At 49.4% G+C, this 19689-nt stretch carries 14 protein-coding genes; 6 read left to right on the forward strand and 8 right to left on the reverse strand.

Annotated elements, in window-relative coordinates; genetic code table 11:
* Positions 1 to 37 precede the first annotated feature (37 nt).
* Positions 38 to 3940: an ATP-dependent RNA helicase HrpA gene (gene hrpA / locus ACLD4F_RS03310; RefSeq protein ID WP_079944373.1), complete on the reverse strand. Its 3903-nt coding sequence runs from the start codon at positions 3938 to 3940 to the stop codon at positions 38 to 40.
* A 200-nt stretch (positions 3941 to 4140) separates the two neighbouring features.
* Here hrpA and azoR point away from each other — a divergent pair, with 200 nt between their 5' ends.
* Complete coding sequence (gene azoR / locus ACLD4F_RS03315) at positions 4141 to 4746, forward strand: FMN-dependent NADH-azoreductase (protein ID WP_000048924.1); 606 nt, start codon at positions 4141 to 4143, stop codon at positions 4744 to 4746.
* Here azoR and ACLD4F_RS03320 read toward each other — a convergent pair.
* The 4 genes from ACLD4F_RS03320 to ACLD4F_RS03335 form a co-directional block, all read right to left on the reverse strand.
* Positions 4743 to 5192 carry a GFA family protein gene (locus ACLD4F_RS03320; protein WP_001518898.1) on the reverse strand — a complete coding sequence of 150 codons (450 nt, stop codon included), beginning with the start codon at positions 5190 to 5192 and terminating at the stop codon, positions 4743 to 4745. The genes azoR and ACLD4F_RS03320 overlap by 4 nt on opposite strands.
* Before the next feature lie 143 nt (positions 5193 to 5335).
* On the reverse strand, positions 5336 to 5659 hold the full coding sequence (locus ACLD4F_RS03325; protein ID WP_000760414.1) for a YdbL family protein: 324 nt from the start codon (positions 5657 to 5659) through the stop codon (positions 5336 to 5338).
* Positions 5660 to 5666: 7 nt separating this feature from the next.
* Positions 5667 to 5858 (reverse strand): YnbE family lipoprotein, encoded by a 192-nt coding sequence (locus ACLD4F_RS03330; RefSeq protein WP_000784063.1) that lies wholly within the window; start codon positions 5856 to 5858, stop codon positions 5667 to 5669.
* Positions 5858 to 8494 (reverse strand): YdbH family protein, encoded by a 2637-nt coding sequence (locus tag ACLD4F_RS03335; protein WP_079944332.1) that lies wholly within the window; start codon positions 8492 to 8494, stop codon positions 5858 to 5860. Before ACLD4F_RS03335 ends, ACLD4F_RS03330 begins: the two co-directional genes overlap by 1 nt.
* 239 nt (positions 8495 to 8733) lie before the next feature.
* On the opposite strand from ACLD4F_RS03335, the gene ldhA reads away from it, so the two are divergent.
* Complete coding sequence (gene ldhA, locus ACLD4F_RS03340; protein ID WP_411010670.1) at positions 8734 to 9723, forward strand: D-lactate dehydrogenase; 990 nt, start codon at positions 8734 to 8736, stop codon at positions 9721 to 9723.
* 110 nt (positions 9724 to 9833) lie between these two features.
* The gene (gene hslJ / locus ACLD4F_RS03345) at positions 9834 to 10244 is read left to right on the forward strand and encodes a heat shock protein HslJ (protein WP_000725242.1); all 411 of its coding nucleotides are present in this window, start codon (positions 9834 to 9836) and stop codon (positions 10242 to 10244) included.
* Between the two features lie 43 nt (positions 10245 to 10287).
* On the opposite strand, the gene ACLD4F_RS03350 is transcribed toward hslJ, so the two are convergent.
* A complete protein-coding gene (locus ACLD4F_RS03350; protein WP_001200679.1) occupies positions 10288 to 10554 on the reverse strand; it encodes a DUF333 domain-containing protein in 267 nt (88 codons plus the stop codon).
* On the opposite strand from ACLD4F_RS03350, the gene ACLD4F_RS03355 reads away from it, so the two are divergent.
* The 3 genes from ACLD4F_RS03355 to uspF all read left to right on the forward strand — a co-directional run bounded on the left by ACLD4F_RS03355 (position 10470) and on the right by uspF (position 15270).
* Positions 10470 to 10769, forward strand: coding sequence for a hypothetical protein (locus ACLD4F_RS03355; RefSeq protein ID WP_031607555.1), 300 nt, complete (start codon positions 10470 to 10472; stop codon positions 10767 to 10769). The genes ACLD4F_RS03350 and ACLD4F_RS03355 overlap by 85 nt on opposite strands.
* Before the next feature lie 60 nt (positions 10770 to 10829).
* Positions 10830 to 14354: a pyruvate:ferredoxin (flavodoxin) oxidoreductase gene (nifJ, locus tag ACLD4F_RS03360; RefSeq protein ID WP_079944331.1), complete on the forward strand. Its 3525-nt coding sequence runs from the start codon at positions 10830 to 10832 to the stop codon at positions 14352 to 14354.
* Positions 14355 to 14835: 481 nt separating this feature from the next.
* Positions 14836 to 15270 carry a universal stress protein UspF gene (gene uspF / locus ACLD4F_RS03365; protein ID WP_001082296.1) on the forward strand — a complete coding sequence of 145 codons (435 nt, stop codon included), beginning with the start codon at positions 14836 to 14838 and terminating at the stop codon, positions 15268 to 15270.
* A gap of 51 nt (positions 15271 to 15321) precedes the next feature.
* Here the strand turns inward: uspF and ACLD4F_RS03370 are convergent, their stop codons facing one another.
* Together ACLD4F_RS03370 and ACLD4F_RS03375 are read right to left on the reverse strand one after the other, a co-directional pair.
* Positions 15322 to 15660, reverse strand: coding sequence for an SMR family transporter (locus tag ACLD4F_RS03370; protein WP_000159237.1), 339 nt, complete (start codon positions 15658 to 15660; stop codon positions 15322 to 15324).
* Positions 15661 to 15934: 274 nt separating this feature from the next.
* Entirely contained in the window at positions 15935 to 19357 is a 3423-nt protein-coding gene (locus tag ACLD4F_RS03375; RefSeq protein ID WP_411010671.1) for a DUF4765 family protein, read from the reverse strand.
* Positions 19358 to 19689 lie beyond the last annotated feature (332 nt).

A 19689-nucleotide genomic window follows, 5' to 3' on the forward strand; every position in this document is an offset into this window, starting at 1 on the left:
TACCGGATCTCTTTGAAAGACATCGTCGCCTGGCTTTTTAGGCCGTAATCTGATCCATGGCCTGTAAAATACGCTTATCGGAAATAGGATAAGGCGTACCGAGCTGTTGGGCGAAATAACTGACACGCAGTTCTTCAATCATCCAACGGATCTCTTTAACATCATCATCTTCGCGACGCGCTGGAGGCAATTTATTTATCCATTGTTGCCACGCCTGCTGGACGCTTTCGACTTTCAGCATTTGCGCCCGATCGCGGTGCGGATCGACAGCCAGTTTCTCCAGCCGCTTTTCAATTGCCTGCAGATAACGCAGCGTATCGCCGAGACGTTTAAAGCCGTTGCCAGTCACAAAACCACGGTATACCAGGCCGTTCATCTGCGCCTTGATATCGGAAAGCCCCAACGCCATGCTCATATCCACCCGCCCTTTCAGACGCTTATTGATATTGAATACGGTCGTCAGGATCCGCTCGACCTGCTTCGCGATATCCACCACAGTATCATTCAGCTCGGCGCGTACCTTTTCGTGCAGCGCGGTGAAACCTGCTTCGCTCCACACCGGTCCGCCGTTGGCATCTATCAGCTTATCTACCCCGCAGGCGATACAGTCATCAATCAACTCCAGTACTTTGCCGTACGGGTTAAAGTACAGCCCCAGCTTGGCTTTATTCGGCAATTTCTCATGCAGATACTTAATCGGTGAAGGAATATTGAGCAACAGCAGACGGCGTAAACCGCACCACATCGCCTGTTGTTGTTCCAGCGGATTATCAAACAATTTGATAGCGACGCTGTCACGCTCATCCACTAACGCCGGCCACGCCTTCACTTTATAATTACCGCGTTTCTGTTCGTAGCTTTCCGGCAGCTCGCCGAAACTCCAGATATGCAGCCCGCTCTGCTCGATGCCGTCATCCGCCACCGCCGAGAGCGTCTCCTGCACTTTGCCTTTCAGCGCATTTTTAAGCTCGGCGAGCGAACGCCCTTCCTGCAGTTTCTTGTTTTTGTCATTCACCACGCGAAACGTGATTTTCAGATGCTCGGGCACCTGATCCCAATGCCAGTCTTCCCGGTCGACCGTGACGCCGGTCATCCGGCGCAGTTCACGTTCCAGAGCGTCCAGCAGCGGCAGCTCCAGCGGCGTTACGCGACCTAAAAACGCTTCAGCATAGTTTGGCGCCGGAACAAAGTTGCGACGTACCGGTTTTGGCAACGATTTAATCAGCGCAATCACTAATTCACGGCGCAGCCCTGGGATCTGCCATTCAAAACCGCTCTCGTCAACCTGGTTAAGTAGCGGCAACGGAATATGGACGGTCACGCCGTCAGCATCCGCGCCCGGTTCAAACTGATAGCTCAAACGCAGCTTAAGATTGCCCTGGTGCCAGAAGTTCGGGTAATCCAGTTTGCTGATTTTTTCCGCGCCTTCTTTAATCAGCATACTTTTTTCAAAGTTGAGCAGATCCGGCGTCTCGCGGCTGATTTTTTTCCACCAACTATCAAAGTGGCGGGCGGAAATAACGTCATGGCTAATACGCTGGTCATAAAACTCAAACAGGGTATCGTCATCCACCAGGATATCGCGGCGGCGAGATTTGTGCTCAAGTTCCTCGACTTCCGCACGCAATTTTAGATTCTCACGGAAGAAGGCGTGACGGGTTTGCCAGTCCCCCTCCACCAGCGCATGGCGGATGAACAACTCGCGACACAACGCCGGGTCAATCTGGCTGTAATTCACTTTGCGCGCGGCGACAATCGGCAGACCGTAGACAGTAACCTTTTCCGTCGCCATCACCGCGCCTTGCGCCCGCTCCCAGTGCGGTTCGCTATATGAACGTTTAATCAGGTGCTGGGCTACCGGTTCCACCCATTCTGGCTCAATGCGGGCAGCGATGCGCCCCCACAAACGGCTGGTTTCCACCAGCTCGGCGACAATTGTCCATTTCGGCGGTTTTTTGAATAAACCGGATCCGGGGAAAATAGAGAATCGGGCGTTACGCGCGCCGGTGTACTCTTGTTTATCGGCATCTTTCATCCCGATATGCGACAACAGCCCCGTTAACAACGCAACGTGAATTTCCCGGTATTCTGCGGGTTCGCTGTTTACCGGAATCCCCAGTTCTTTTACCACCTGACGCAGTTGGGTATAGATATCCTGCCACTCACGCACGCGTAAATAGTTCAGATAGTCGGAGCGACACAGCCGGCGGAATTGATTCGACGACAGGGCCTTTTGTTGCTCGCCGAGGTAATTCCACAGGTTAACAAACGCCAGAAAATCGGACTCCTTATCATGGAAACGCCGGTGTTTCTCATCGGAAGCCTGCTGCTTATCCACTGGGCGCTCGCGCGGATCCTGAATAGAGAGTGCGGAAGTAATGATCATCGCTTCGCGCACACAGCCATGCTTTTGCGCTTCCAGAACCATACGCGCCAGGCGCGGGTCGACCGGCAACTGGGATAATTGTCGGCCCAGCGGCGTCAGCTTATATGCCGTTTGCTGTTCGTCGGCGGTAATCGCCCCCAGCTCTTCCAACAAACGCACGCCATCCTGAATATTGCGCTTATCCGGCGCTTCAACAAACGGGAAGGCGGCGATGTCACCCAGCCCCAGGGCGGTCATCTGCAAAATAACCGACGCCAGGTTGGTACGTAGAATTTCCGGGTCGGTAAATTCCGGACGTGACAAAAAGTCATCTTCCGAATACAGACGAATGCAAATCCCTTCCGATACGCGTCCGCAACGCCCTTTACGCTGGTTGGCGGAAGCCTGTGAGATCGGTTCAATCGGCAGGCGCTGCACTTTAGTGCGGTAGCTGTAGCGGCTGATGCGCGCAGTGCCAGGATCGATCACATACTTGATACCCGGCACCGTCAGCGACGTTTCCGCCACGTTAGTCGCCAGCACGATACGGCGTCCGCTGTGCGACTGGAAAACGCGGTTCTGTTCGCTGTTCGACAAGCGTGCATACAGCGGCAACACTTCGGTATGCCGTAAGTTCAGCTTGTTCAGGGCGTCGGCGGTATCGCGGATTTCCCGCTCTCCGCTCATAAAAATCAGGATATCGCCGGGACTTTCACGCCCCAGTTCATCAACAGCGTCGAAAATTGCCTGTAGCTGATCGCGTTCAGTGTCGTCAGCCTCTTCCACGATGGGGCGATAACGAACTTCTACGGGATACGTTCGGCCAGAGACTTCAATAATCGGCGCGTTATTAAAGTGGCGCGAGAAGCGTTCCGGGTCGATGGTCGCAGAGGTAATAATCACTTTCAGATCGGGGCGACGCGGCAGAAGCTCTTTCAGATAGCCGAGCAAGAAGTCAATATTCAGGCTGCGTTCATGCGCTTCATCAATAATGATGGTGTCATACTGCATCAATAGCCTGTCCTGCTGGATTTCCGCCAGCAGGATACCGTCCGTCATCAGTTTGACCATGGTGTTGCTACTGACATGATCGCTGAAACGAACTTTATAGCCGATGCAGCCGCCAGGCTCCGTTTGCAACTCTTCGGCAATGCGGTTAGCGACGGTGCGCGCCGCCAGGCGACGCGGTTGAGTATGACCAATAAGTCCTTTAATTCCGCGTCCCAGTTCCATACAAATTTTCGGCAACTGGGTGGTTTTACCGGAACCGGTTTCCCCTGCCACGATCACCACCTGATGATCGCGGACCGCTTCCAGAATGTCCTGTTTCTTCTGGCTAACAGGCAGATTTTGCGGATAAGTGATTGAGGGGCGCGCCGCTTCGCGGAGAGCGACCTGCGCCGCAGCCTGTTCAATTTCTTTCGCCATCGTCTGGAAAATGGCCTGTTGCGCATCAGGATTTTTTACTTTCTTTACGCCATGCAGGCGGCGCGCAAAGCGCTGTTTGTCGCGCAGCATCAGTGCATCCAGCCGCTGCTGTAACACCTGAAGCGTCAACATAGATTGTTCAGTCATAAAGCTCTTGGGCAGCATTCTGCCTGTTTAAAATCGTTTTAAATGATAGGTATAGAGTACCACATTGGGGCTTTTTTTGTGTTGTTCAATAATTTCGAACAAAGGGTTCGATATATTGCGCTATCCCTGCGACATATTTGTGAATAAAGTGTCAACAAGCAACGGGGCTCGCCCCTTCAAACACATAAAAGGAAACACCCATGAGCAAGGTATTAGTTCTTAAATCCAGTATTCTGGCAGGGTACTCTCAGTCTGGTCAGTTGACTGACTATTTTATTGAACAATGGCGCGAAAAACACGTCGCAGATGAAATTACTGTCCGCGATCTGGCGGCCAACCCTGTTCCGGTGCTGGATGGCGAGCTGGTGGGCGCGATGCGTCCGGGCGATGCGCCTTTAACGCCACGTCAGCAGGACGCTCTGGCGCTGTCTGATGAACTCATTGCTGAACTGAAAGCCCATGACGTTATCGTTATTGCGGCACCGATGTACAATTTCAATATTCCGACGCAGCTGAAAAACTACTTTGATCTGATTGCCCGCGCCGGTATCACTTTCCGCTATACCGAAAAAGGCCCGGAAGGTCTGGTAACCGGTAAACGCGCGGTGGTTCTCTCCAGCCGCGGCGGTATCCATAAAGACACCCCGACGGATTTGATTGCGCCTTACCTGAAAGTGTTCCTTGGTTTTATCGGTATTACCGACGTGAATTTTGTCTTTGCCGAAGGCATCGCCTACGGGCCGGAAGTGGCGGCTAAAGCCCAAGCCGATGCAAAAGCCGCGATTGACAGCGTAGTAGCCGCTTAAATATTTTTGCCTCCCGTTTCGACGGGAGGTGACTTCTTAGGTTCGTAGCGCAAATATCCTACCACGCCGCTACTGCCGCCATCGCTGGGATGCGTTACCCCATCATTGACTTCAACGCAGGCGAAATCAAAAGGCGACACATTTTCGATGCACGCCACATTGACCCCATATTGATCGGGATTGGATCGGCGCTGATGAAAAGTATATATCCCGCATACCGAACAGAAAAAATGCACCGCCTTGCCCGTATTGAAGCGATATTCGGTAAGCTTATCCTGCCCTTTTAGCACTTTAATACCCGATAGCGGCGCAGACACTGCCACTGCTCCGCGCATCCGGCAAAACGAACAGTTGCAGCGCCTGGCGGTATGAAAGCCATCGCTAAGTTGAACGGTAAACACGACGCTGCCACAATGGCAGGCAGCAGATAATTTTTCAGATGTCATACCTAGTTACTCTCGCGAATAGTGATACCAGTCAACAGTATAGAAATGGCGTTTCCGGTTCGCCTAATATAAATACGACCTTCATATTCAGAAATTACCCATATAAAAATGCATTTTGCGGTAAAAAAATTGTCGGGAAGCGGTTATTTACGCATCCATTTGCCATTAATTCCCTGGACATATTCTCCCGGCCTGGCGCGCTCAACCAGTTTTTGCCCTGCCATCTTCGCCACCTCATCCACGGGAAGATGATTGCTATCCGCTAACTGCTGATAACTGGCGCGGCGGGCATGATTGATATCAAGCACCAGCTTCTGGGTTTCGGCATCATTCTTTAAGGCCACCAGATAGCCATTCAGCGTTTCCCCGACCCGGCCCTGCGTGCGCGCTTCGTCCAGGGTTAAGGCCCACACAGAAGGTGTGAGCAAGCTCAGCGTCAGCACCCATAGCATTAAATACTTTTTCATTATGGCCTCAGAATAGATCGCTGCGTGATTTCAGGAGTTCTTCAACATCTTTATCGACTTTGATATGTATTTCATGCTCGATCTTTACATTCATGTTGATGGTAATCGGCTGTTCCGGCGCGGCGACTTCAATACGTGGCGTGCAGCCCACCACGATAAATGACGCAAGCGCTGACAGCATGGCAATACTCATTTTCATTATTTATCCTCACAGTCCTTGTCTTTCCGGCAAGGAGGTTGCGGCAATGCTGTATTTTGTTCAAGCCATGCCTGTAAATTGTCGCCAAAACGCAAACTGCGCCACAGCGTAAACACATTTTCTTCATGGGTATAGTTCAAGTTAACGATCGCGGTTTTACCATCTACCCGGCTTTTGCCGGTAATAGCCGCCTGCATCGTTAGTACGCCCAGGTTATCAACGTTAATTTTCGTCCACGAATGCGTAATCTCCATATAACGTAGCCAGTTAATCGCCGAGCCTGCCGTAACATTATCCTTCACCACCGCATCCGCAGTATCTTTATCGATGCGCAACGTCATTGGCCCAGGATTCGTAAGCCAGCCATCTTTGATTATCCATTTTTCATTGTTCAGCCACAGCGGCAGCGCGCCGCTAACCGGACCAGACATGGCGAATTGCTTTGGATTTATGGCGCTAATCAATTCGCTGGATGAAATATTTTGCACTCGCAAAAGCGCCGGGTCGTGCTGCGGCATTCGCAACTGTTTCATAATGATTTGACCGCCCAGCACGTCTACGCTGACATCGCTTAGCAGTAATGGATTCGACTCGCTCCAGGGATAACCGCCCTGTAAATCAGCGGTGATATTTTTCGCCGTGACCTGGTTGACTATCCCGGCAATACGCAGCGAGACGGGCCCGCGCGTCCCCAATTGCCACGCGCCGTTGTGGAAGCGAAATGGCAGAATGAAATCGACGCCGTTGATTTTGTTATCCGGCATCCAGGCGCTACCGCCTTTTAACACGCCGTGTCCACCTGCTTCAAACCCCTGCCCCTGTGCGGCGGAAAAAGCCACCTGTGCATACAGTGAGCCTTCGCGCAGCGTCATTTTCCAGTTTGGTGGAAGCAACGGCTGGAAAACGATAAGCGACTGCTTCGGCCACCAGGCCTGTCCGCGAAGGCGTTCGCCATCCCAGCGCCCATTCAGCCGTACCGGCCCTATCGCCCCCGCCCGAAGGTCGCCTTTAAACTGGAACAGGGTTGGCTCGCGCCCTTCAACGCTAAAATTAATGGTAGAAGGCGGCAGCACGCTCCCGCTGGTAAATACAGTTTTTCCCGCCTCCAGAGACAGCGCGCCCTGTAGCGACGGCGTTGTGGCGTCGCGAACCCAGACAATAGGTTTATTAAGCACCAGTCTTGGTGATGTGACAGTCATTGCGCCATAGTGCAACTGATCAAAACCGGTGGACAAACTGGTCAACCTGATGGTGTTATCATACCATTCGCCCTGTCCGGCAATATCCCAGCGGGCGCGCATTGGCATAAAGCTTCCTTGCCCCCAATAGCGCCACCGCCAGCGACCAGCATCAGGGAGAAAATCATTCGCCAGGCCATCAAGGTGAAGAACGAAATCGCCCATTTCATTTTCGTGCGCCCGTAAAATAGCCTGTAATCGACCATCAACGCCGCGCGGCGTCACCTTAACGCCCGCCAGCGGCCAACGAATTTCATCAATATCTAACGCATCAATCACCCGTCCGCGCGAGCGTAGCAATGCGCCAGGTGCAAAGGTGAGCTGCGGATCGGCCAGACTGCCGCGGAACATAGCGGGCAATACGGCATAAAAGATTAAATCCTTCTGTTTAGCCTCGCCGGTAAGCTGTAGAGGCATCTCACTGCTATCCATGCTGAGTTTTCCCGGGCCGATAGTCAGTACAGCGTTCGCTTTACCGGCATCGCCCTGGGTCAGAATATTCAGGCGTCCGCTGACTCGCGCATTATCCGGCCCGGCTTGCCAGTTATCGATATTAAAAGCCAGACGTCCGCTTAAGGGGAATCCCTGATATGGCCAGTTCCAGCGGCCATCGCTGATGGTAAGCCGCTGACGCGTTACCGCCCAGGGGAGATCGAGAATCGGGTCAGGATTACCTCGCGCCATCACGATGAGCTGTCCGGCGTTATCACGCCACTCCAGTTCCGCATCCACCAGCGACGGTTCCTGCGGCAGACGCAAGGTCGCTGCCGCATGACCGCTGACCGGCAGGCCATCCGGTACCAGCGGCAACATAAACTCCCCCGCCAGGCTAACGGGAGGCTGGTTGGCCAGCGCGGCGATCTCCAGTTGGCTCACCGTCAATGCCTGACCGCGTAGCTGCCCTTGAAATTTTACTTTTTCGCCCTGATAACGTATCTGCTGAATGACCGGCGTCATGGAGATCGCCAGCTTGCCCTGCCATTCCGGCCAGGGCGCGAGAATGACATTATCGATGTTAATCCAGGTATTGGGCAGCATTGACTGCCACTGCGCCAGCGTACGCGGCGCGGCGGGAGAAGCTTCCGTAGCGGGCAGTTTCGCCAGGCATGCGGCATCCAGTTTGAGGCTTTTAATATTCAGCAACCAACGGCTGGGATGCGTCAGTTCCGCCTGGGTAATATGCGCTAACGAACAATCATTGACCAGATAGCGAAGATCGGGAATCACTAACCCATGACGTGTCAGGCGTGGACTTTGTTCCAGAGCGATACGGGTACCGACGGGTAGCCAAATTCCCGCCAGAGTGGGAACCCACAGCCCGAGGGTCATCAGTAGCGTCAGAGGGACAAGAATCAGCAGTAACAGTAGCGCAAGGGCGGCTTTATATTTACCCTTCATGGGCCATTAATTTCCTGATTTAACGAAAAATTCAGTCGGCTATCTCTTTATTTTGGCATGATTGCCCGTACATAGCCTAATAGTTCATGTTGCAGGGGCGCCCTCCGGCTATTTGAGGCGTTGTGGAGAATGATAACCTAAAATTATTCATTATATGTATGACTATCAATTATTTTTGATTTTTTGTAAGATAATTTTAAGCATATTTGTGTGATTCTAACATCACTGGAGAAGGTCATATGAAACTCGCCGTCTATAGTACCAAACAGTATGACAAGAAATATCTACAGCAAGTGAACGAAGCGTTCGGTTTTGAACTGGAGTTTTTTGATTTTCTGCTGACCGAGAAAACAGCGAAAACCGCCAATGGATGTGAAGCAGTTTGTATCTTCGTGAATGACGACGGGAGCCGACCGGTACTGGAAGAGCTGAAAAAACACGGCGTGAAATACATCGCGCTGCGTTGCGCCGGATTTAATAATGTCGACCTGGATGCCGCTAAAGAGCTCGGTTTGCAGGTGGTCCGCGTGCCGGCTTATTCTCCGGAAGCCGTCGCTGAACATGCGATTGGCATGATGATGACATTGAACCGCCGTATTCACCGCGCTTATCAACGCACCCGCGACGCTAACTTTTCCCTTGAGGGACTGACCGGCTTTACCATGCACGGAAAAACCGCTGGCGTCATTGGTACCGGTAAAATCGGCGTCGCCGCGCTGCGTATCCTGAAAGGCTTCGGAATGCGTTTACTGGCGTTTGATCCCTATCCCAGCACCGCCGCACTTGACCTCGGCGTCGAGTATGTGGATCTGCAAACGTTGTTTGCCGAATCGGATGTCATTTCCCTGCACTGCCCGCTCACGCCGGAAAACTACCATTTACTGAACCATGCGGCATTCGACCAAATGAAAAATGGCGTTATGGTCATTAATACCAGTCGTGGCGCGCTGATTGATTCCCAGGCGGCTATCGAAGCTCTGAAGAATCAGAAAATCGGCTCGCTGGGGATGGATGTGTATGAAAACGAACGCGACCTGTTCTTTGAAGATAAGTCAAACGATGTTATCCAGGATGATGTTTTCCGCCGTCTGTCGGCCTGCCATAACGTACTGTTTACGGGGCACCAGGGATTCCTGACCGCAGAAGCGCTGATCAGCATCTCTGAAACCACGTTACAAAACTTAAGCCAGCTTGAGAAGGGCGAAGCCTGCCCGAACGCGCTGTTCTAATCCTGTCGCTCCCCTGCGCTCAGGGGAGCATTTTCGGATAACCCCTGAAGATCTATCCGGTCATATCATTACTATAGTCAGTGTTAACTATCAGATTACAGAGAATATCAATGAAGAAAATCGTCACGCTGGTCGCCCTGAGCATCATAATGACAGGGTGTGTGAGCAGTGGAAAAGTGTCCGTCAAACGCGAGCAACTGGAGCACCACCGCTTTGTTCTGGAAAGCGTAAACGGTAAAACGGTCACCGGCCCGGAGCTCAGCTTTGGCGAGGACATGACGGTATCCGGCAAAATGTGCAATCAATTCACCGGCGAAGGAAAACTATCGGACGGCGAATTAAAAGTGAAAAATTTAGCGATGACCCGAATGATGTGCGCCGATCCGCAGCTTAATGCGCTGGACGGCACCCTCAGCGAGCTCTTCAGCAAAGGCGCGCAGGTCGATTTAACTGCGAACCAATTAACGCTGGCGACGGCAGAAACAACGCTAATGTATAAACTGGCGGATTTAGCGCACTAAGCCATTAAGTGAAAAGTTATACGCGTCAGGCGAAACGCCGCGCTTAGTAACTCCCGCAGTTTCCGGCGGCAAGCGACTGTTCGCTACAACGTTTGCCGTTGGGTAGCGCGCACATACCAATTACTGAACCATCAAGCTGCCGGGCCGCTGAAAGCGAACCGCCAATCATAGCGCAATTCGCTTCGCCGGCGCTGGACATCGCCGCTTTCATCCCTGGCGAAACATGTGCCGCGGTTGCCTGCTGAACAGGTTCGCTACTGCAAGCCGACAATAATAACGCGGCACATCCCACCCAAAACGCTGCGCGCATTTCTCTCCCCTCTGTTTATTCATCCAAACGACACCGCCCTAAATAATAGGCAGCAGAAACTGACGCGTCGAGAGGCAAAGCGCGCATTTATGCGCTTCATTAACATTTATTGGCAATTTTTTACGTCTTTTCGGCAAGAAATCGTCATTCTCCTCCCGCCAGGGACACAAAAGCGAAAATGGGGCTTGAAGGGCTTTGCTAAAATAAAAGGATAACTACAGGATGCGCTCACGATTATGCGTGTCCCTCTTTTTTGCGCAATGTAAGGGTGTCATATGCAAACAATTGACGGTAATGGCGCAGTAGCGTCGGTGGCGTTCCGTACCAGCGAGGTTATCGCCATTTACCCGATTACGCCCAGTTCAACAATGGCTGAACAAGCGGATGCCTGGGCCGGCAATGGGCTTAAAAATGTCTGGGGCGATACGCCGCGTGTGGTAGAGATGCAGTCGGAAGGCGGCGCGATCGCCGCCGTTCACGGTGCGTTACAAACCGGTTCGCTTTCTACGTCATTTACATCATCGCAGGGGCTGCTGCTGATGATTCCAACGCTGTATAAACTGGCGGGGCAGCTCACGCCGTTTGTACTGCACGTTGCCGCGCGCACCGTCGCCACACACGCGCTTTCTATTTTTGGCGACCATTCCGATGTGATGGCGGTCCGCCAGACAGGCTGCGCGATGTTATGCGCCGCCAGCGTTCAGGAAGCGCAGGATTTTGCGCTGATCGCGCACAGAGCTACGCTGAAAAGCCGCGTTCCGTTTATTCATTTTTTTGATGGCTTCCGTACATCGCATGAAATCAACAAAATTATACCGCTAACGGATGAAACCATTCTGAACCTGATGCCGCAGGCGGAGATCGACGCTCACCGCGCCCGCGCGCTGAATCCGGAACATCCGGTGATTCGTGGAACTTCAGCGAATCCGGATACCTACTTCCAGTCTCGCGAAGCGACCAACCCGTGGTACAACGCCGTTTATGATCATGTTGAAGAGGCGATGAAGGCATTTGGCGACGCTACGGGCCGTCAGTACCAGCCATTTGAATATTATGGCCATCCCCAGGCTGAACGCGTCATCATAATGATGGGCTCCGCCCTCGGCACCTGCGAAGAGGTCGTGGACGAGCTACTGATACGCGGAGAAAAGGTCGGCGTTCTGAAAGTCCGTCTGTTCCGCCCCTTCTCCGCCAAACATTTGTTACAGGCATTACCGGAAACCGTTCGCGCTATCGCCGTGCTGGATCGCACCAAAGAGCCTGGCGCGCAGGCCGAGCCGCTTTATCTGGACGTGATGACCGCACTGGCGGAAGCCTTTAATAATGGCGAGCGCGAAACGTTGCCGCGCACCATTGGCGGCCGTTATGGGCTATCATCCAAAGAGTTCGGCCCGGCGTGCGTACTGGCGGTCTTTAATGAACTCAGCCGCGCGAAACCCAAACCACGGTTTACGGTGGGCATTTATGATGACGTTACTAACCTCTCGCTGCCATTACCGGAAAATACCCTGCCCGGCAGCGCTAAACTTGAAGCGTTATTTTACGGTCTGGGAAGCGACGGCAGCGTATCCGCCACGAAAAATAATATTAAAATTATCGGTAATTCTACGCCGTGGTATGCGCAAGGTTATTTCGTTTATGACTCTAAAAAAGCTGGCGGGCTCACGGTATCGCACCTGCGCGTCAGCGAAAAACCCATTCGTTCCGCTTACTTAATTGCTCAGGCGGATTTTGTCGGCTGCCATCAATTACAGTTTATCGATAAATATCAGATGGCGGAACGTCTGAAGCCAGGCGGAATCTTTCTACTTAATACGCCGTACAGCGCCGACGAGGTCTGGTCGCGTCTGCCGCAAGAAGTTCAGGCGGTGTTGAATCAGAAAAAGGCGCGTTTTTACGTGGTTAACGCGGCGAAAATCGCCCGCGAATGTGGACTTGGTGCCCGCATCAATACCGTCATGCAAATGGCTTTCTTCCACCTGACGCATATTCTTCCGGGCGATAGCGCCCTGGTTGAGCTGCAGGGCGCGATTGCCAAAAGCTATAGCAGCAAAGGTCAGGATCTGGTTGAGCGTAACTGGCAGGCATTGGCTCTGGCGCAGGAATCGCTGGCGGAAGTGCCGTTGCAGGCGGTTAATCCGCACAGCGCGCATCGCCCGCCGGTTGTCTCCGACGCCGCGCCGGATTTCGTGAAAACCGTTACCGCCGCCATGTTGGCGGGCCTCGGCGACGCACTGCCTGTTTCCGCCCTGCCGCCGGACGGAACATGGCCGATGGGCACCACCCGCTGGGAAAAGCGCAATATCGCCGAAGAGATTCCTGTCTGGAAAGAGGAACTGTGTACACAATGTAATCACTGCGTCGCCGCCTGCCCTCACTCGGCAATTCGTGCGAAAGTCGTTTCCCCGCAGGCGATGGAGAACGCGCCAGCCAGTCTGCATTCGCTGGACGTGAAGTCCCGCGATATGCGCGGCCAGAAATATGTGCTGCAGGTCGCGCCGGAAGACTGTACTGGCTGTAATTTATGCGTAGAGGTCTGCCCGGCTAAAGATCGGCAAAATCCACAGATCAAGGCGATTAACATGATGTCGCGCCTTGAGCATGTGGAAGAAGAGAAAGTGAATTATGACTTTTTCCTCGACTTACCGGAAATCGATCGCAGCAAACTGGAACGAATTGATATCCGCACATCGCAGCTTATTACGCCGCTGTTTGAATATTCCGGCGCCTGTTCCGGCTGCGGTGAAACGCCGTATATTAAACTGCTGACTCAGTTATATGGCGACAGAATGTTAATCGCTAACGCCACGGGGTGTTCCTCTATTTACGGCGGTAACTTACCCTCAACGCCTTATACCACCGATGCCAACGGACGCGGCCCGGCATGGGCGAATTCGTTATTTGAAGATAACGCGGAATTTGGCCTCGGTTTCCGTCTGAGCGTGGATCAGCACCGGGCGCGCGTCATGCGTTTACTGGCGCAATTCGCCGATCGCATTCCGGCGGAATTAAACGATGCGCTGCATGCCGAAGCAACGCCTGACGTTCGGCGTGAGCAGGTCGCCGCATTACGCCAACATCTGAAATCGGTTGCGGGCGCAGAGGAACTGTTAAAGGATGCTGATGCGCTGGTAGAAAAATCAATCTGGCTGATTGGCGGCGATGGTTGGGCATACGACATCGGCTTTGGCGGTTTAGATCATGTGTTAAGCCTGACGGAGAATGTCAACATTCTGGTTCTGGATACGCAGTGTTATTCCAATACGGGCGGCCAGGCGTCGAAGGCGACGCCGCTTGGCGCCGTCACTAAATTTGGCGAACATGGCAAGCGTAAAGCCCGTAAAGATCTTGGCGTCAGCATGATGATGTATGGTCATGTTTATGTCGCACAAATTTCGCTGGGCGCGCAGTTAAACCAGACGGTGAAAGCCATCCAGGAGGCCGAAGCCTGGCCAGGGCCGTCGCTGATCATTGCCTATAGCCCCTGTGAGGAACATGGTTACGATCTGGCGCTAAGCCATGACCAGATGCGCCAGTTAACGGCGACCGGTTTCTGGCCGTTATACCGCTTTGATCCCCGCCGTGCGGATGAAGGCAAGTCGCCGCTGGCTCTGGACTCTCGGCCACCGTCAGATGCACTGGCGGAAACGTTGCTTAATGAACAGCGTTTCCGTCGCCTGAATGCGCAACAGCCTGAAGTAGCTGAACAATTATGGCGAGATGCCGCATTGGATTTGCAAAAACGCTATGACTTTCTTGCCTTGCTGGCAGGAAAAGCGGAAAAACCCGGCGCAGATTAAAAAATATTCTAAGGATTAACCTGGAAACAAAAAAAGCCCGAACATTCGTTCGGGCTTGTCAATTTATACGCTGGAAAGCAAAGGTTAACGCAATGGCCCAGCGACAAAATGAATATGTGACAATAAAGGCATATAACAGGCGTAGAATATCGTAACCGAATGATATTGTATAATTTTTATTTCGTATAATACCCCCAAAAGCATTCGTATAAATTATATCTATTTCACTGCGAATTATTTCATTAATTATTGAATTAAACGGTAACATCTCTTTTTAGGTCTTTCCTGACAAGGCAGAAATAACGATTTAACGTCAACTCGCTGATTATTTACGGGGAATGCGCTTAATATTACGCCGTCCTCCCCTGTTGGTAGTCCCCGCAGAGTATCGTGGAGCAGCACCTGAAATGTGACGTATGTCATTGTACATAAAGTGCCTTTAGGGAGTAGAATTTCAGTGGATACTTAAACAGGAGGTTTTATGAACAGAACGATTCTTGTACCCATCGATATTTCAGATTCAGAATTAACTCAACGCGTGATTTCACATGTTGAAGCCGAAGCAAAGATTGACGACGCTAAAGTGCACTTTTTGACTGTAATCCCGTCTTTGCCCTATTACGCTTCACTGGGACTGGCTTATTCAGCAGAGCTCCCCGCAATGGACGATTTGAAAGCCGAAGCCAAATCTCAACTGGAAGCGATTATCAAGAAATTCAACCTTCCCGCGGACCGCGTGCAGGCGCACGTTGCAGAAGGCTCTCCTAAAGATAAGATTCTGGAAATGGCAAAAAAATTACCGGCCGATATGGTGATTATCGCCTCGCATCGTCCGGATATTACTACCTATCTGTTGGGGTCCAACGCCGCAGCCGTTGTGCGTCATGCGGAATGCTCCGTACTGGTAGTGCGCTAAATACCCGAGCCCGCATAGAGAGTGCGGGCTCAAATCAACCATCATCATCGCCTAGTGACTGACGCTTTTTGAAAACAGATTGATTACGATTACGCCGCAGATGATAAGCAACATGCCAATAATAGCCGGCACATCCAGTTTTTGGCCAAGAAACAACCATCCTATCAATCCAATAAGAACAATCCCTACCCCAGACCAAATGGCATAAATGATACCAGCAGGGATGGTTCGCATAGGGATGGTAAGGCACCAGAACGCGATACAATATCCGATGATGGTAACGATGCTCGGTACCAGACGCGTAAAACTATCCGATAATTTTAATGAGATCGTGGCGATAACTTCTACCACGATGGCGATAAATAGAAAGATTACAGCTTCTTTAGTCATACATCTCTTCGTTCCGATATTTTTCTGGTCGTGGTGACATCTTAATTAATACGGATGACAGAATAAAGACGCTTTTGACCCGTTGCGTATCTCGCCATAACATACTTCAGGTTGCATGTGCTGCGGCTGCGTTCCCTTACCCCAGTCACTTACTTGAGTAAGCTCCTGGGGATCCGCTCGCTTGCCGCCTTCCTGCAACTCGAATTATTTAAAGTATAAAAGCAATCTTTCATACACGAGAGATAACAACAATAAACTTGTTCAGGATTTATGATTACTTAGAAGCGTTTGCCTGCCCCGTATTTTCTGCTTTACCATATGTCCTGTCAATTATACCAACAGGGTCCACTGGTGTTTTTTTTGGCATAACCCAGCCGCTTTCACTGACGCTACCTCGTGTAAGATATTTGACTTTTACCCTAACGATAATAAGATAATGTTCCCTGCTGAACCTGTCGGCAACACTAATATCGGTGGTATATTCAGGTACGATTCTTCCACTTCGAACCTGCTCTTTGGCTATTTCAACAGAGACAGGCAATACCTCTACATCGGCCCCCTCAATACCGCCTGCCGTTTTAAAACTAACAATATTTTCAGCCTGCTGACCTATTGTACCTCGGCATAATACAACTTCAGTCTCCCCTGCTGCAGCATCCCCACTCTGGTATTTCTTATAAATACTTTGTACATTTTCTTCTGATGTAGGGTATAAATCTTCTGACAGGGAGGCCAGTATATCTTCCAGTAGGGGTGAATCATCCGAAATTTCCAGAAGTTCTTCATCATAACCCACGTCTCCTTCTCTTAACTCTGAATAAGGCTTATCAATATGGCGAATAAGCCCCCCACCTTTCAGCCCTGACGCCTGATAAAATCGTCCATCAGAAGATCGGTAAAATGTCATAGCTGAATTTTTTCCGCTATCCGAATAGGTTGCCTGATACGTTTGTGAATTTGGTTCTTTAGTTAAAACGAGCTCTCTGTCGCCATATTTTATCGTATTAGGCGCTTCCGTTGACAGCGGTGGATATGAGGCTTGTTTTCTGTAAAAGCCTTCACCTGACGGTTTGTAATAACCATACGTTTGTTTATCAAAACCGGTAGCGCGATGGAGCCCATCGTTTCCCTCTGGTCCTAACTCAAGAACTTTCTGACTACTTTTTTGATAAATAAAATCTGTATTTTCTATTGACTCTATAATTTTATAATTACTCCCTTTTTGAATCGGCGCTCGTATTACACCTCTTTGTATTTTATTTTCAACAAATCGGAGACCCGTATACTTTGCATTTGCCGCTCTTTCTGTGAACTTCGCTCCTGCAACAGGAACAGCCTCCATACCGATACGAATAATATCCTGTACGTAACCGCATACATCCGCAGAGTTTTCCACAACAGCCCGGTTAAGAATACTGCTGGTACCAGCCAGTGCGTTAAAACCAGGGACAATACTCATTACAATATTCCAGACCGTTCCTAAGAGGTGAAGTCCTGCTCTTGCAGCCGGACTTAATGAGGAAGTTGTGCGATGATGTATAGTATCATCAAGATCAAAACTCAGCTCAATTAATCCTCCCAACCCCTCCTGAATAATCTTATTAAATGCATAAACGAATTCTTGCCCGCCATTCATGGAGGAAAGTTTCTCCTTGAACGATTCGAGAGCCTGAGCCTGTCTCTCATGTTGTTCTTCTAATGTCAGCCAGCTGCTTTGCGCAATATCACTGATCTCGTGAATAAGCCCAATAACGGCCTCTCGCACCATTTTGTTGGTGTCCATTAGTCCTAAAATATCACACTCCTGCATATGTTCCTTCATATGAGTCTCTGCTCGATAATATTTCTCCGCCCAGTTTAGCTGCTTATTGATCGCGGCTTTCATTAACGAAATTAAAGGATCGTTGCTTTTGGGAAGTATTGATTTAACACCGTTGGAAAATTTATTATTAACCACAATTTTTCTTGCTATTGCGTTTATTTTTTTATCGTTAATTGGCCCCGTTATCTTTGCACACCAAAAAATAATATGACGCATAATAATAAAATTATTTTTTATACCTTCAGGGTTAAGCAATACTCTATCACCACCATTGCTGGATAAATGGTGTATCACTAATTGAACTAGCTTAAAAAGATGACTCATCCTTTTTTTATTAAAAGCGCTCTTTCCTCTTTCTTGTCTATCGAAAGATACTATTTCTAACGCTGTAATAATAGCTTCCTTACCATAGAAAACCTCAAAGCTTGAACCAGAAATAGAAGGAAACTTTTCATACAGGACTTTCGTATAATGGCTTTCCCTTGTCCATAAAGGACTGTCTATCATAGGTGGTGCAGACTCAGTGCTGAAATGCAAAGGATGAACCAGCATATCACGCGCCATTAGCTCATATATTTTATATTGGTGTTGGATGTTTTCTCTTACAAAAGATAAAAAAGAAACGAAACTTCCCTCACCGAGAATAATGAGTTTATCACTTAAATGAACTAAAAGACCTTTAAACATATATTCAGCAGCAATAACTCTTCCATCATGCGTCCACTGCCCGGTTTGAGAAAATGCAAGTAATTCATGATAGCCTCTTTTATAACTATTTGCCTCTTGTTCTTTTCCAAGTAGTTTGAGTACTGCGACAAGGTGTCCTCCTGCAACAGATGTATAGTGATCAAATAGACCATCTAACACCTTACCCAGCGGATGAGGCTCCGTATTTGGGGCAGGATGATCCTCCGGGAGAGCCCTTTCATATCTTTGTAATTCTTTAACGGGTAAAAAATCATTCTCACCTTCTGAATTACCATTTTTTATCCTATAATCACCAGATGTTACTGCTAATCTTGATGATAATAACAAACTAGTTACTGCAATATTTTTAATACTCCTGTCCATTTTATGAATGATTACTGGCTGAAAATGATTGCCGCTATGAGAAGATAAGAAAATTTGCCTTTGAATTTCCTTTCCTTCAGATATAATTTGCTCAGTACTTTTAGGTGGAACAGTTACGCTATCTACATTAAATAGCTCATGTTCATCACTCATCGTTACCTGAGAAAAACACGACGATGTATGTGCAATTGCAGCGGGATCAATCTCTTTATAAATAACATTGGCGTAAACGTTTGTAACTTCACCGTTTGCATTTAAATGATCGTGCAAAATATATTTTAGAAATAAATCTAACAACAATTTTTCTGATGTAATTCCATTTGCACAGTTGTGAAAGTCAGGGGGAATTGGATAGCCGTACTTATCAAATGGAAGCGATAAATATCCTCGTCCCCCATCAATATTTTCGTAACTGTAATTTAGAGATATCTTTACCTCGCATTTATTGGTGTCTACATCGTCATTGATACTACGCTCAACTTTATAATTAACCAGCCTACGAAAGGTTGCGCTATTTGAATAATAAAAATCCAATGTTGATTGGATTTCTTCACATATAATTTCATGTGTTGGCTCAAAGAAGAAGTCATAAATATTTAAGCTGTTCTTTCCTTCATCTTTGGCCATCTCATCCAGCTTAATATATTCTTTTGGTAAATTAGATACTTGCTCATGAAAGGTATCGTCCTGATAAAGTCCATCCAACATTGAAAGGTACGGTATGGTATCCCAACTTCTGATAGCTTGTATCTGTACCGTCTGCTGTGATTCTCTGGTTGATATATCACTTACTGTTATACGCATTACGTTCTCCAGCCAGAATTATGGTATACATCATAAGATGTAGATATCAGGTAGCAATTCTCATCGCAAATAATTCATCTGAACTGTACATATGATACAGGCTATTTTTAATTCAATACGACCACCAGAATAGGCAAGAAAATTTTAAATAGTATACGGTAAAATGATCTTACCCAACGATAATTAAACACACTGCACTATCTTATTAGATAATAAAATACTGATACGTTATTTTATATCACCAATAAAAGAGCAAAAAGGGTGTGCCAAATATCATTTTACACCTGTCCCGGTTCACCCCACGGAACCACTTGAAACGTACCATCATCAGG

Source organism: Salmonella sp. 741265050_HSA (assembly GCF_046569445.1).
In the GTDB taxonomy this organism is placed as follows: Bacteria; Pseudomonadota; Gammaproteobacteria; order Enterobacterales; family Enterobacteriaceae; genus Salmonella; species Salmonella enterica.